This is a genomic window from Streptomyces sp. NPDC043427, assembly GCF_056436655.1.
Window position 1 is genome coordinate 22,278 of record NZ_JBWKCC010000041.1, and the last position, 13,279, is coordinate 35,556.

General features: G+C 70.6%; 14 protein-coding genes and 1 pseudogene. 7 read left to right on the forward strand and 8 right to left on the reverse strand.

Features of this window, described 5'->3' with window-relative positions; genetic code table 11:
* The 6 genes and pseudogenes from AC067M_RS41455 to AC067M_RS41480 all read right to left on the reverse strand — a co-directional run bounded on the left by AC067M_RS41455 (position 1) and on the right by AC067M_RS41480 (position 3,331).
* Positions 1-672, reverse strand: a complete 672-nt coding sequence (locus tag AC067M_RS41455; protein ID WP_478702166.1) for a hypothetical protein — start codon at positions 670-672, stop codon at positions 1-3.
* Positions 669-1,130: an STAS domain-containing protein gene (locus AC067M_RS41460; RefSeq protein ID WP_478702167.1), complete on the reverse strand. Its 462-nt coding sequence runs from the start codon at positions 1,128-1,130 to the stop codon at positions 669-671. Before AC067M_RS41460 ends, AC067M_RS41455 begins: the two co-directional genes overlap by 4 nt.
* A gap of 465 nt (positions 1,131-1,595) precedes the next feature.
* Positions 1,596-1,871: a hypothetical protein gene (locus tag AC067M_RS41465; protein WP_478702168.1), complete on the reverse strand. Its 276-nt coding sequence runs from the start codon at positions 1,869-1,871 to the stop codon at positions 1,596-1,598.
* Positions 1,872-1,881: 10 nt separating this feature from the next.
* Positions 1,882-2,594 (reverse strand): annotated as a pseudogene (locus tag AC067M_RS41470) (DUF5994 family protein).
* 201 nt (positions 2,595-2,795) lie between these two features.
* Positions 2,796-3,143: a hypothetical protein gene (locus tag AC067M_RS41475; RefSeq protein WP_478702169.1), complete on the reverse strand. Its 348-nt coding sequence runs from the start codon at positions 3,141-3,143 to the stop codon at positions 2,796-2,798.
* Entirely contained in the window at positions 3,140-3,331 is a 192-nt protein-coding gene (locus AC067M_RS41480; RefSeq protein WP_478702170.1) for a CsbD family protein, read from the reverse strand. The genes AC067M_RS41475 and AC067M_RS41480 overlap by 4 nt, the downstream gene beginning before the upstream one ends.
* 307 nt (positions 3,332-3,638) lie before the next feature.
* Between AC067M_RS41480 and AC067M_RS41485 the strand changes: the two genes are divergently transcribed.
* From AC067M_RS41485 to AC067M_RS41505, 5 genes are all read left to right on the forward strand, one after another.
* On the forward strand, positions 3,639-4,640 hold the full coding sequence (locus tag AC067M_RS41485; protein ID WP_478702171.1) for an acyl-CoA desaturase: 1,002 nt from the start codon (positions 3,639-3,641) through the stop codon (positions 4,638-4,640).
* A gap of 42 nt (positions 4,641-4,682) precedes the next feature.
* Entirely contained in the window at positions 4,683-5,081 is a 399-nt protein-coding gene (locus tag AC067M_RS41490) for a DUF5994 family protein (protein WP_478702172.1), read from the forward strand.
* A 358-nt stretch (positions 5,082-5,439) separates the two neighbouring features.
* Positions 5,440-6,741, forward strand: coding sequence for a bifunctional 3-oxoadipate enol-lactonase/4-carboxymuconolactone decarboxylase PcaDC (gene pcaDC / locus AC067M_RS41495; protein ID WP_478702173.1), 1,302 nt, complete (start codon positions 5,440-5,442; stop codon positions 6,739-6,741).
* A gap of 33 nt (positions 6,742-6,774) precedes the next feature.
* A complete protein-coding gene (locus tag AC067M_RS41500) occupies positions 6,775-7,410 on the forward strand; it encodes an MBL fold metallo-hydrolase (protein ID WP_478702174.1) in 636 nt (211 codons plus the stop codon).
* Positions 7,411-7,459: 49 nt separating this feature from the next.
* Positions 7,460-8,239, forward strand: a complete 780-nt coding sequence (locus AC067M_RS41505) for an exodeoxyribonuclease III (protein ID WP_478702175.1) — start codon at positions 7,460-7,462, stop codon at positions 8,237-8,239.
* 28 nt (positions 8,240-8,267) lie between these two features.
* Here the strand turns inward: AC067M_RS41505 and AC067M_RS41510 are convergent, their stop codons facing one another.
* The gene (locus AC067M_RS41510) at positions 8,268-10,031 is read right to left on the reverse strand and encodes an SGNH/GDSL hydrolase family protein (RefSeq protein ID WP_478702176.1); all 1,764 of its coding nucleotides are present in this window, start codon (positions 10,029-10,031) and stop codon (positions 8,268-8,270) included.
* A gap of 163 nt (positions 10,032-10,194) precedes the next feature.
* On the opposite strand from AC067M_RS41510, the gene AC067M_RS41515 reads away from it, so the two are divergent.
* Positions 10,195-10,602, forward strand: a complete 408-nt coding sequence (locus AC067M_RS41515; RefSeq protein WP_478702177.1) for a DUF6278 family protein — start codon at positions 10,195-10,197, stop codon at positions 10,600-10,602.
* Positions 10,603-10,731: 129 nt separating this feature from the next.
* Entirely contained in the window at positions 10,732-11,475 is a 744-nt protein-coding gene (locus AC067M_RS41520; RefSeq protein WP_478702178.1) for an amino acid ABC transporter ATP-binding protein, read from the forward strand.
* Positions 11,476-11,684: 209 nt separating this feature from the next.
* Here AC067M_RS41520 and AC067M_RS41525 read toward each other — a convergent pair whose 3' ends face one another.
* Positions 11,685-13,256, reverse strand: a complete 1,572-nt coding sequence (locus AC067M_RS41525; protein ID WP_478702179.1) for a CocE/NonD family hydrolase — start codon at positions 13,254-13,256, stop codon at positions 11,685-11,687.
* Positions 13,257-13,279 lie beyond the last annotated feature (23 nt).

A 13,279-nucleotide genomic window follows, 5' to 3' on the forward strand; every position in this document is an offset into this window, starting at 1 on the left:
TCAGACCCCACTGGGGCCACCGTCTCCGGGCATCGTGACAAGGCCCTCCAGCCTCGCCGTGGTGCGTTCCCCGAAGGGAAGTACCAGCGCGCGGAATGTGGTGGCGCCCGCCGGCCTGCGAAGCTCTCCGATGTCCAGCCACCCCCAGGAGTGGAGTGCAGCGAGGGTTGGGCGATCGGCCCGGTCCACCAGGGTGGTGCCGAGCGATGCCTGATGGTCGGTCAGCAGCCGTTCCTGCACACGGCGGGCGAGTTCCCGGTCCTGGGGGTGCCGCCGGATCAGGATGGCGGCGAACGCGAAGACGTTGCCCGACTCTGTGAGTTGCTCGATGCTGCGCGGCAGTGCTACGTCGAAGCCGAGCCACCAGGAGCCGTCGCCGCCTACCGGGAATCCGAAGGCGCATCCCGTCAGGCTGTCGGTCTCGGCGATCACCATGGCGAATCCCGGTCGGCGCATGTCCACGGTGAGGCGGTTCAGGAAGTTCTGGCGGCTGGGACGGCGGTATGGATCACCCGGCGGCGTTGCGCGGGACTCCACATACAGAGCCACCAGATCCTCACGCAGGCCCTCCACCAGCCAACGGCTCAGCCGACGCAACCGCGCCGGAGCCACGGCGGGCGGCTCGCCGTCCCCTGGCTTCCGTGACTGTCTCCGCCCGGCTTCGGCCGTCATCGCACATCACCCGAGAGAACAGGCGCAAGCGTGACAGACAGGTGCGGCGGGGCTGGACGGGGCGCGGCCGGGGTGTCGCCGAGAGGAGATGGCAGGTGGTCGAACGGAAGGCCGAGGAGCAGGAACCCGCAGCCGGCCAGGTCGAGAATCCGAGCCAGCGTCGTCGGCGGATGGTGCAGTCGCAGGGTCCCACCGGCCACGGTGGTCTGTTGCGCAGCGTGGAGAAACGCGTTGAGTCCGCTGCAGTCGCAGAAGGTGACGGGGGTGAGGTCGACGTCGATGGTGCGGATACCGTCCCGCAGGCACCGCTCCAGGGACTCGCGCACCAACGGCGCGGATTCGAGGTCGATCTCACCGGACAGGGTGATCAGCGCCTGTTTCCTTTGGTCATGGCGGTGGACGGTGAGCTGTGACAGGGGCATGGCGCCTCGGTTCGGAAGACCATCCGGCAGCGGCACGGTGAGCCGGAGTTCCGGCCCCTTGGGCGCGCTCCCGGCAGGGGCGTACTTTCGGCGGAGGCAGAGCAGCGGCCGGCCCGACAGCCTGCGCAGCAGGACAGAGGACCCACCCAGTTCTCTCCAGGGAGGCGCCGGGTGACAGGCGAAGAGTCCGCACCCCGCAGCCATCTGTGTTCAGCAACAGCATGCCGCCGGGGTCTGGGACGTCTACACAGCAGCGTAGTCCTCGCGTCGTGTGACCGGCGGTCCGAAGCAGCCCAATCCCAGGATATGGACGGTGCAAAAGACGCGGTGGCTCGCGCATGTCCGAGGCATCGCAACAGCAGTTGGACAGCAAGCACTCATGACGGCCGCCAGAGTGCGGCACCTCGTGCACCGCCCCAGGAGGTGGCTCGCATGACGGAGCCGGTCGTGCGGTTGTCGGCTCACTCCAGGAGCACGAGGTGGTCGGCGGCACCCCCTCAGTCATAGGCCCGGCGACGTACGGCTGCGGCGGCGCCGCGGCGGGAACCCGTCGCGGCCCCCGTCGCGGTGGTCACGCCGTTCGCCCGTGTTCGGCGACTCGGACCGGTCTGGTCCCACCGGGGGCTGCGGGGTGCCGCGGCCGCGGCGGCCGGGCAGGGGGGCGCTGTACCGGTGCACGGCGATTCTGTCGGCGTGCTGGATGTTGAGCCGGTGGATCACGTATGCCGCCCCTGCGATGAGAACCACGAAGGCGGCGGCCGTCAGGAAGGCGTTCATGGCGGCCACCTCACATACCGACGATCAGACGGCTGACCCGACTGGCCCGACCGGGCGGACCGGTCTGTTCGGGAACCGTCGCGGACACCGCCGAGGCGCCGCCCTCGTACTCCCACGCCTCGTCCGGTGCCAGTGGCACGTCGGCCGCGGAGACGCCGTGACGGGCCTCGTCCGCGGCGATGAACGCGCTCGCAGTCAGCGGCGGGCCGTCGTAGTCGGACGCGGCAGCCATCAGACGGGCCGCCGACTCCGCGCCGGTCTCGGGCGGGATGACCAGCAGGTCCCAACGGCCGGTGCCGTAGGAGAGCAGCAGCAGCTTGTGCGGGTCGATTTCCGGTGTGAACCAGCCGACCTTGACGATGTGGCCGTCCACGGGAACCTTGCGGGGGATGACCGGCCAGTGCTCCGGGTTGACGGCGATGCGGGTGATGCGGCCCCACAAGGGGTCCAACACGTCGGTCAGTGCCGGCAGTTCGCTCAGCAGATCCCGGGAGCGGGGCCACCAGGCACCGTCCAGGAGTCCACGGGAGGTGCCGTCGGTCTTCAGGGCGAGACGCGCGGCCGGGGCTGCGACGGGCTCGGGGTGCGGCAGGGATGGAAGCAAGGTCGCCGACATGATGCGGACCCGTCTCCGGGCCGCCTCTGCGGCGGCCCGGGTTCATCTTTCGCCAAGAACGACCCGGCATGGTAGCCGGTGTGCGAAATGCCCTCGGCGCTGTCCACACTACTCCGCGCTCCCCGGCGGCGCGGAGGAGTGGCCGCCTAGGGTCTTTCGTTTGGATCAGGCCGGATCAGGGAGCGGAGTCCGGTGCCGTGCGTCGCAAGGCGGAGGAGGGCGGCAGGGCGGAGCCCTGACAGCCGACGACAACGCGGCGAGGCGCGGTGCCGGGGCCCGCGAGCCCGGCGTGATCCAAACGAGAGGCCCTAGATGTGGAGCAGTCGCTGGGTGATCTCCCGGTACTGCCTCAGCGCGAGCCGCAGTCCATCGGACTGCGCCTCCGGGTCCTGGTCCTGCCAGCCGGCACGCAGGAGTCGCCGCCGTTCCGCGAGGGCGTTCACGAGTTGGGCGGTGGCTTCGTCATAGGCGCTCTCGGCCTCTTCCAGCGCCTCACGCGGAGTGTCGGCGAAGGTGTTGAGGGCGTGCCGGAGGCGTTGGACGATCTTGTCCTGTTCGTCCGACGGGAGCAGCGGCTCCGGGCCCGGGGTACGGCGCTCGGCGGGGCCCCGGGTGTGATCCGCGGGCTGCTGGGCGCGTTTCTGGTCGTACATCATCGGGGGCTGCTTCCGTTCCGCCTGAAGGCGCCCTTGGCCTTCTCGACGGCCTGTTTCAGGCTTCCGGAGACCCGGTCGGCCCTGCCTCGGCGCTGCAGCCGCCTGTTGCGGGTGACCCGGCCGAGCTCCTGCGTGATCCTGCCCTTCATCGTCTGCGCCTGGTTCTTGATGGTCCGTGAAACGGTCATGGCCGGCCTCACTGTTGTCCGGCAGGTGGGTTCCCGCGGGGTCTGGGCGAGGCGGGAAGGCGGAATGCTCGCCGTGTGTTCCGGGGTGGCATGGCCCTGCACCGTGCTGCCAGTCAACGTCCGGCCACGGTCCGTGTCAACGCGGTCGCCACGCGATCCGGCCCGCCTCGTCCCGGAGCGTGCGGGAGTACGGTGGAGAAAGCGAGGCGCTTCGTAGCCGGTGCCCGGCCCCCTCCTCGCGACTCCCATCCCATGGGCAGCCCGTGACCCCGGCCGCGCCATCCGCATCCAGGCCGAGGAGCCACGTATGCCACTCAGCCTCACCACGTCCACGACGGTCACACCGTCGGGCCCCGCCCCGCCGCCCCAGGGCTACGACGGGACGTCCCCCTTCCCGCCGGACGGCCCGGCGCCCGCGCGTGGCGGCAGTGACCGGCTGTATGTCATGGTGACGGCGGTGATCGTCGTTCTGCCGTTCGTGGCGCTCGGCCTGGCCGGCTGGTTGCTGTGGGGGAGCCTCATCCATCCCGCCGACATCGTGCTCACCCTCATCCTCTACACGATCACAGGTCTCGGCGTCACGGTCGGCTTCCACCGTGGTCTCACCCACGGCGGCTACCGGGCCGTCCGTCCCGTGCGGATCGCGCTCGCGGTGGCCGGGTCGATGAGTTTCCAGGGCGACGTCATCGGCTGGGTCGCCACGCACCGCCGCCACCACGCCTTCACCGACCGGCCGGGGGATCCGCACTCCCCGTACCGCTACGGCACGCATCTGCGCGGCCAGTTGCGTGGTCTGCTGCACGCGCACGTCGGCTGGCTGTTCCGCAACGACCGTACGCCGCCTGAGCGCTATGCCCCCGACCTGCTGGCCGACCGCGACATCCGCGCCGTCGCCCGCGCCTTCCCGGCGCTGTGCGTCCTCACTCTCGCTCTGCCCTTCGCGGCGGGTTGGCTGATCGGCGGGACCTGGGTGCACGCGCTCACCGCCCTGCTGTGGGCGGGACTCGTCCGCATCGCCCTGCTCCACCACGTCACCTGGAGCGTGAACTCCCTCTGCCACATGATCGGTGAGCGCCCGTTCCGCACCCGGCGCCACGACCGGGCCACCAACCTGTGGCCCCTCGCCCTGCTCTCGTTCGGCGAGAGCTGGCACAACCTCCACCACGCCGATCCCACCAGCGCGCGCCACGGTGTCGACCGCGGCCAGATCGACCCGTCGGCCGCCGTCATCCGCCTCCTCGAACGCCTCGGCTGGGTGCACGACGTGCGCTGGCCCACTGCGGACCGGGTCGCGGCCCGTCGCGCCTGACACCGACCACTCAGTCTCTTAAGGCAGTTGGCAGGAGCCTTCATGACTACGTCACCGCAGTCCCCGCTTCGCTCTCACCCCCTCCTCCGACTGCGTCTCGCATCCCGCAGCGGCATGCCCCGGCCCATCGACGGAGCGTGGTGGCCTCGCTCATACGACCTGCTCGCGGAACTCCCGTCGCTGCTCGCCGGGTTGCCTCGCGCATGGGGCCACATCACCAGCGTCACCGTCAACGGAGCGACATGGTCCGCGGTGCCCGGCCGGATGCTCGTCTTCAACCAGGTCGTACGACTGCGCAGGACCGTGGCGGCATCCGCCCAGCATACGATCGTCCTGCTCGCCCCCGGCCGGGGGCGCTGGGACCTGCTGGTCGTGCCTCCGGATACGACCGAGGAGGAGGCGGAACCGCTCATGGCAGCCGCGGCAAGTGGCCACGACTGATCCGGCCCATCACGGGCTGCCCCATGAGGGACAGCAGGAGCGGAGCGTAGAGCCGTTCACCCTTGACGCCCTGCACAAACGTCTGAACCTCCTGGATGTTCCACGGTCTACGTCCGGCTGCTGCAACCCGGACCACCTGGAAGCCGTGCCAAAGAAGGAAGCTCTGCGGAGCAGGGACTGGGAGAGCGCGCGAGTCAGGAGGACGCACTGTCCCCACGGCCACGCGTACACGACGGAGAACTCGTATCTGGATCCCCGAGGGTTCCGGCAGTGCCGGACATGCCGCGCCGAGAGGGTCAAGAGCCGTCGGGTTCCCCGGGCCGTGTGAGATTTCGTGATACGTGAGAGGCTCTGAGGCGTGAGTGAGACACCGTCGAACACCCTGCAATACCGCTTTGACGGGCCAGAAGAGGCTCCCGTCCTGATCTTGGGTCCCTCCCTGGGTACCACATGGCACATGTGGGACCGGCAGGTCCCGGAGCTGGCCAAGCAGTGGCGGGTCTTCCGGTTCGACCTGCCGGGGCACGGCGGAGCGCCGGCGTACCCCGCGGGCTCGGTCGGCGACCTCACCGCACGACTCCTCGTCACCCTCGACAGCCTCGGTGTGCACCGCTTCGGCTACGCGGGCTGCGCCCTCGGCGGCGCGGTCGGTGTCGAGCTGGCCCTGCGCCACCCCGAGCGTCTCGCCTCCCTCGCGCTGATCGCCGCCTCGCCCCGCTTCGGCACGGCCGACGAGTTCCGGCAGCGCGGCGTGATCGTCCGTACGAACGGGCTCGACCCGATCGCCCGCACATCGCCCGACCGCTGGTTCACCAGCGGCTTCTCCGCCGCCCAGCCCGCGATCACCGACTGGGCCGTGCAGATGGTCCGCACCACCGACCCCGGCTGCTACATCGCCGCCTGCGAGGCGCTCGCCTCGTTCGACGTACGGCCCGAACTCTCCCGCGTCGGCGTGCCGACCCTCGTCCTCGTCGGCTCCGACGACCAGGTCACGGGCCCCGCCGAGGCCCGTACGCTGGTCGCCGGCATCCCGGACGCCCGGCTCGCCGTCGTCCCCGGCGCCTCCCACCTCGTCCCCGTCGAGCAGCCCGCCGCCGTCACCGACCTCCTGGTCCGGCACTTCTCCACCGCCTGGCAACCCGCCTTCGAGTCGACCACCGGCCAGACGGCGATTCCCGCGGCCCCGGTCAAGCCGGTCCTGTCCGCCGCGCCCCCGCAGCCCGCGCCCATCGCCGAGATCGCCCCGGCCGTCGTCGTACCGCCCCAGGTGATGGGGCGGCCCGACCCGTACGACGCCGGGCTCAAGGTGCGGCGAGAGGTGCTCGGGGACGCGCACGTCGACCGGGCGCTGGCGCAGGCCGACGAGTTCTCGGGGGACTTCCAGGAGTTCGTCACGCGTTACGCGTGGGGCGAGATCTGGGACCGGCCCGGCCTCGACCGGCGCTCCCGTAGCTGTGTCACCCTCACCGCCCTCGTCGCGGGTGGTCACCTCGAGGAACTCGGCTTCCACACCAGAGCCGCCCTGCGCAACGGACTGACCCCCGCCGAGATCAAGGAAGTGCTGCTCCAGGCCGCGGTCTACTGCGGGGTGCCCGCGGCGAACAGCGCGTTCAAGGTGGCCCAGCAGGTCATCCGCGAGGAGACCACCCCGCAGGGGTGAGCAACGTCCGTACGGGAACGGCAGGATGGACCCATGAAGCTCACCAAGAAGTCGCACGCCTGCATCCGCCTCGAGAAGGACGGGCAGACACTCGTCCTCGACCCCGGAGGATTCAGTGAGGCCGACGCCGCGCTCGGCGCGGACGCCGTCCTCGTCACGCACGAGCACCCCGACCACTTCAACGAGGAGCGGCTGCGCGCCGCCATGGAGGCCAACCCGGCCGCCCACATCTGGACCCTGAAGTCGGTCGCGGAGAAGATCTCCGCCGCGTTCCCGGGCCGCGTCCACACCGTCGGTCACGGCGACACCTTCACCGCCGCGGGCTTCGACATCCAGGTCCACGGCGAGCTCCACGCCGTCATCCACCCGGACATCCCGCGCATCACCAACGTCGGCTTCCTCGTCGACGGCGGCCGCGTCTTCCACCCCGGCGACGCCCTCACCGTCCCCGACCACGCCGTCGAGACGCTGATGCTGCCGGTCATGGCTCCCTGGAGCAAGATCTCCGAGGTCATCGACTACGTCCGCGAGGTCAAGCCGCAGCGCGCCTACGACATCCACGACGCCCTCCTCACCGACCTCGCCCGCCCGATCTACGACAACCAGATCGGCGCCCTCGGCGGCTCCGAGCACCTGCGGCTGGCGCCCGGGGCCTCGGCCGAGGTGTGACGAACCCGGGCGGGACACGTTGTCAGACCCGCCAGGTAGGTTGTGAGGCATGCGTATCGCGACCTGGAACGTGAACTCGATCACCGCTCGCCTCCCGAGGCTGCTGGCCTGGCTGGAGAGCAGCGGCACCGACGTGCTCTGCCTGCAGGAGGCCAAGGTCGCGGAGGAGCAGTTCCCGTTCGACCAGCTGCGCGAGCTGGGGTACGAGGCGGCGGTCCACGCGACGGGCCGGTGGAACGGCGTGGCGGTGCTCTCCCGAGTGGGCCTCGACGACGTGGTCAAGGGCCTGCCCGGCGACCCCGGGTACGACGGGGCGCCGGAGCCCCGCGCGATCTCCGCGACCTGCGGCCCGGTCCGTGTCTGGTCGGTGTACGTGCCGAACGGGCGCGAGGTGGACCACCCCCACTACGCGTACAAGCTCCAGTGGTTCGAGGCCCTGAAGGCCGCCGTCGCGGGTGACGCGGGCGGCAGCCGCCCCTTCGCGGTCATGGGCGACTACAACGTGGCGCCTACGGACGACGACGTCCACGACGTGGCCGCGTTCGAGGGCCTCACCCACGTCACCCCGGCCGAGCGCGCCGCCCTCGCGTCCCTGCGCGAGGCCGGTCTGTCCGACGTGGTCCCGCGCCCCCTCAAGTACGAGCACCCCTTCACGTACTGGGACTACCGCCAGCTCTGCTTCCCCAAGAACCGCGGGATGCGCATCGACCTGGTGTACGGCAACGAGCCGTTCGCGAAGGCGGTCAAGGACGCGTACGTCGACCGCGAGGAGCGCAAGGGCAAGGGCGCCTCGGACCACGCGCCGGTGGTCGTCGACCTGGACGTGTGACCGCTCAAGGATTTCTTGGGGGGCACCGTCACAGCAGCCGCAGGTCCACCGCCCACGCCAGCGCCGCGTACCCCGCGTCCCCCGGGTGCAGATGGTCACCGCTGTCGTAGGCCGGCAGCATCCGCGTGGGGCGGTCGGGGTCGCGTACCACCGCGTCGAAGTCCAGGACGCCGTCGAACACGTCGGCGTCCCGGATCCAGGCGTTGACGGCGAGCCGCCGCGCCTCCACGACGGGCGTGCAGCCCGCCCAGCCCTCGCAGGGCAGGAGCGTCGCCGCCAGCAGCCGCAGCCCCCGGGCGCGGGTCTGGTCGGCGATCTCACGGAGCCCGGCGACGACCTCCTCGGCGGACCTGCCCGACAGCAGATCGTTGATCCCCTCGAACACCACCGCCGTACGCGCCGAGGTCTGGGCGAACACATCCCGGTCGAGGCGGTGCAGCGCGCTCACCCCGGCCTGGTCGGTGGAGACCCCGTCCCCGGGGTAGCGGTCGGTCACCACCCGGTTGCCCGAGATGCCCTGGTTGAGGACCCCGTAGCGGGGCACCGCGCTCTGCCCCAGCAACCGTGCGGCCAGCACGTCCGGCCACCGCCGGTTCGCGTTCGTCGTGGACTTGTCGCCGTCGGTGATCGAGTCGCCGAGCAGCACCACGGATCCCGGTCCGCCGCCCACGTCCACCCCGGTCAGCAGCGGCCAACCGGTGAGCGTCGAGGTGTAGGCGGTGGCGGACGGGTCGGCCGTATGGTCGCCCGCCTCACTCACGTACGACCGTTGTACCGCGAGCCGATGCGCGGGTACCGCCGTCACCGTGCCGGGCAGGTGGAAGCTCACCAGCAGATCGGCCCCCGGGGGTACCGGGAAGCCCAGCGGATCGGTGAACGCCTGCGCCCCCGCCGGGATCTCGGCCCCCGGCGCCTTCCCGAAGGACAGCGGCACGGGTGTCTTCCGCGCCGCCGCACCCGCGGCCTGTACCGCCACCGTCGCACTCCCGATCCGTGCCGGCGCCGACGCGAAGGTGTTGTCGAACCGCAGCCGCACCCGTGGCCCGCCCACCGACGTGTGCACGATCAGCCGTAGCGTGCGGTCCGTCCACGGCCCCGCGGCGGGGTGCCCGGACGTCGCGGTCGCCCAGCTGCCCGTCCAGCCCCGTGCCTGGGCCCGCACCGACAGCGCGAACACATGCAGACCGGCCGCGTGCGGCAGCCGTACGGAGGTCACCTCGCGCCCCGGCCGGAGCGGCACCGTCACGACGTACAGCCGCGCCTTCTCCGCGAGTTGCCCACCGGGGGTGTTGACGTGCGGCATAGCCACCGCCTTGGTGGCGAGCGGTCCGGTGCGCCAGTCGGGCGCGGCGAGCCGGTAGGAGGAGCGGCTGCCGTCGGCGTACGCGACCGTGCCCGCACCGCTCACCTCCGCCCCGCCCGTGCCCGCCACCAGGAACGCGAGGGCGTCGCCGCGTCCGGTCAGGCGTACGGCCTGGCCGTCGGCCCGGACGTTGTCCGGCTCGCCCGGCGCCCGCCGGGGCCAGGCCAGCCGGGCGCCCTGCACGGTGAGCGTGCGGCCGGGCGTCCAGCCCGCGGCGGTGAGGTCGCCCGCCGACAGGGAGGCGCCCGAGCCGTCGAAGTCCGCCTCGTCGGGATCGGCGTCGTCGCTGACGGCTGTGTTGTCGAACAGGTGCTCCAGCGGCAGTGGGGCGGAGTGGTCCTGGGCGGCGGCCGGTGTGGAGGAGCCCGGCACCAGGGCCGTGGCCACCAGGGCGAGGACCACCGCCGAACCCCGGACAGATCGGTGCACCTGCCGACACCTCCCGCACACCGGTGGACGAAAGACGCACCGAAGCTAGGCAGGCGGCCTGGACAGGTCAACGAACCATGAGTGGATCCGACATGAAATCGGCCCGAAATGACCGCCCGCGCGCCTGTGGTGCGTACGCCGGTACGAATGACACGCTGGGGGTATGAAGATCCCTTTTCTGGGCCACCGGAGTGAGAAGCCCGGGTCCTTCGATCCCGAGGGCATCGCCGAACTCCTCTCCGAGTGCGACCTGCTGCGCTCCCAGGCGGCGGAGAGCGGTGTCCGACTCGACGACTCCGCCGCCTCGTTGGAGGCACTGGACCAGCTGGTTCCGCGCTGGAGGAGCGACGAGGAGACCCTGTCCTGGCTCGGCAACGACGCGGGGCTGTACCTCGGCACCGTGATCGTGCGCACCGTGCCGGGTGCCGTCTGGGAGATCCGCGGCGACGGCCAGCCGGTCGTACGGCTCTCCTCCGGCCGTGAGTTCGACGTCGTGGCCTCCGGTCACGAGTGGGCCGTCAGTGGCGCGCCCGAGCTGTCGCAGCTGTACGCCGAAGTGGCCGAATCGTGAACCTCTGGCCCGGGTTCCCTCGTAAATACGGCTAATGAACGAAAGGTGCGTGTCGGGCATTTCCGTCACTCAGGTCTGGATAGTTTGCGGCAACCACCACACAGCTGCTGAGAGTGGGTAGGGCTGCGCATGGTCGGCGATCCGTTGATCGAGCTGCGTGACGTCAACAAGTACTTCGGGGAGTTGCATGTCCTGCAGGACGTCAACCTCACCGTCGCGAAGGGGGAGGTGGTCGTGGTCATCGGCCCTTCGGGGTCGGGGAAATCGACCCTGTGCCGGACGATCAACCGGCTGGAGACCATCCAGTCCGGCACGATCCTCCTCGACGGGCAGCCGCTGCCCGAGGAGGGCAAGCCCCTCGCGAGGCTGCGCGCCGAGGTCGGCATGGTCTTCCAGGCGTTCAACCTCTTCGCCCACAAGACGGTCCTGCAGAACGTGTCGTTGGGTCAGGTCAAGGTCCGGGGCCGCAAGAAGGAGGACGCCGACCGGCGTTCGCGCGAACTCCTCGACCGGGTCGGGCTCGCCGACCAGGCGGCCAAGTACCCGGCGCAGCTCTCCGGCGGTCAGCAGCAGCGCGTGGCCATCGCCCGGGCCCTGGCGATGGAGCCCAAGGCGATGCTGTTCGACGAGCCCACTTCCGCCCTCGACCCCGAAATGATCAACGAGGTGCTCGAGGTCATGCGGCAACTCGCCAAGGAGGGCATGACGATGGTCGTCGTCACCCACGAGATGGGCTTCGCCCGCTCGGCCGCCAACCGCGTGGTGTTCATGTCCGACGGGCGTATCGTCGAGGACCGGACCCCCGACGACTTCTTCACCAACCCGAACACCGACCGTGCCAAGGACTTCCTCTCCAAGATCCTCAAACACTGATCCCGAACACCGATCCCGAACGCTGATCCCCGAACACTGAGTTCGCCCCACCTGGAAAACCTTCGTGTCGGTCCTCGACTACGATGTGGCGTTCATGCCCGTGGCCGAAACCGGGACGCCGCTGCCGGTTGGGGAAGTCCCCCCGCGGCCCCGAGACCGTAGGGGGGTGGCAGCTCACGGAGCCAGGCCCGACCGGCAGCAGCCGGAGATCACTGCTCGCGCAGCGGAATCGACACGTACGACGGGTCGTTCGCCGGCGAGGAGAAGGTCAGCTGCGCGCCGGACGGGTTGTGCTCGATGTAGAGCGGGTCGACCGTGTCGACCACCAGGGCGAGTCGATGCCCTGCCGGGACGTCATAGGCCGTGGAGTACAGCTCCAGGTCGAGACCGAACGGCTTCCCGGGTGTACGCCCGTGGAAGGTGTACGGCGCGTTGCTGACCAGCTTGCCGAGGCCGAGCGGCCCCACGTCGTACAGGTACGCGACGAGGGTGCCGCTCTCCTTGGTCGGAGTGACCGTGGTGTGCAACTCGGCCGTGCCCCGCACCCGTTGGGTGGTGACGTACTTCTCCGACTGCCAGACGGCGGCCCAGCGGCGGGGGAGCAGCGGGATCGAGGCCACCGGGGGCAGTTGGGCCACCTGGTCGAGGAAGCTGGACAGGAGGACGACCCCGCCGTCCGCTCCCGAGTCGACGTTGGTGTGGATCGTGGTCGTGCCCGCCAGGTCGATCTTGCGGCTGGTGGCGCCGACCGACTTCCAGTCCGGGTAGCCCTCGTAGCCTCCCGAGGAACGGGATTTGAGCCGCACCGGCGATTCGCGGTCGATGCCCTTGTCGGTGCCCTTGAGGTAGTGGTCGAGCCAGCGCCGGGTGTCGCTCCATACGTCGTTGGGCAGGCCGAAGAGTCCGGTGAGTTCGGCGGTCGCGTGGTCGCCGGGGCGGAACTCCAGTCTCTTCGGGCCGGTCAGCTTCTCGTAGAAGTCGGCGTACTGGTTGGGCGGGAAGATGGTGTCGCCCCAGGCGTTGGCCAGCATGACGGCGGCGCCGTTGGCGTTGAGCCGGTCCACGTAGGTGGCGGCAGAACGTTTCTTCCCCCAGTCGACGATGTCCTGCTCCCTCGCCAGGTCGGAGGCGTAGAAGTCGTCGAAGATCTGCCGGAGTTCGGCGCTCTGGCGGCCGGTGACGAGGCTCGCTCCGTCGAGCAGTCCGGCGGCCTGGACGTGCTGGGTGCGGCCGGAGTAGATCGAGCCGATGAGGTCGGCCCAGCCGCTGAGCGCGGCGACTGCCTTGATCCGTTTGTCGTGCGCGGCGGCGAGCAGGCTGATGCCGGCGCCGTAGGAGACCCCCGCCATGCCGATGTGCCGGGCGTCGGCGGGGGTGTGGGCGAGCGCCCAGTCGATGACCTTGGAGGCGTCCGCTGTGTCGGGCGGCCCGGCGACTTCTATCTCGCCGCCGGACTGCCAGAAGCCGCGCACGTTGTACGTGAGGACGACGTACCCGGAGTCGGCGAGCTGCTGGGCCTGGGCGAGGTACTCGACCTGGGGCAGGCCCCAGCTCGTGGGGAGCACGACCAGCGGGTAGCGGCGTGAGCCGTCCGCTCCGGCGGGCGTGACGACGTTCGCCTTGAGGACGGTGCCGTCGGCGCCCGTGATGTCGACGAAGCGCACATCGGTGCCCGCCGCCTGGGCGGCGGGGGCGAGGCCGAGGACGCCTCCGGCGATCAGGGTCGCGGAGACGGCGCCCACGGCGGTCGTACGCAGGGCCTTGCGGTGCTGGTGTCCCACGGGGTCACTCCTCACTCGTGTCA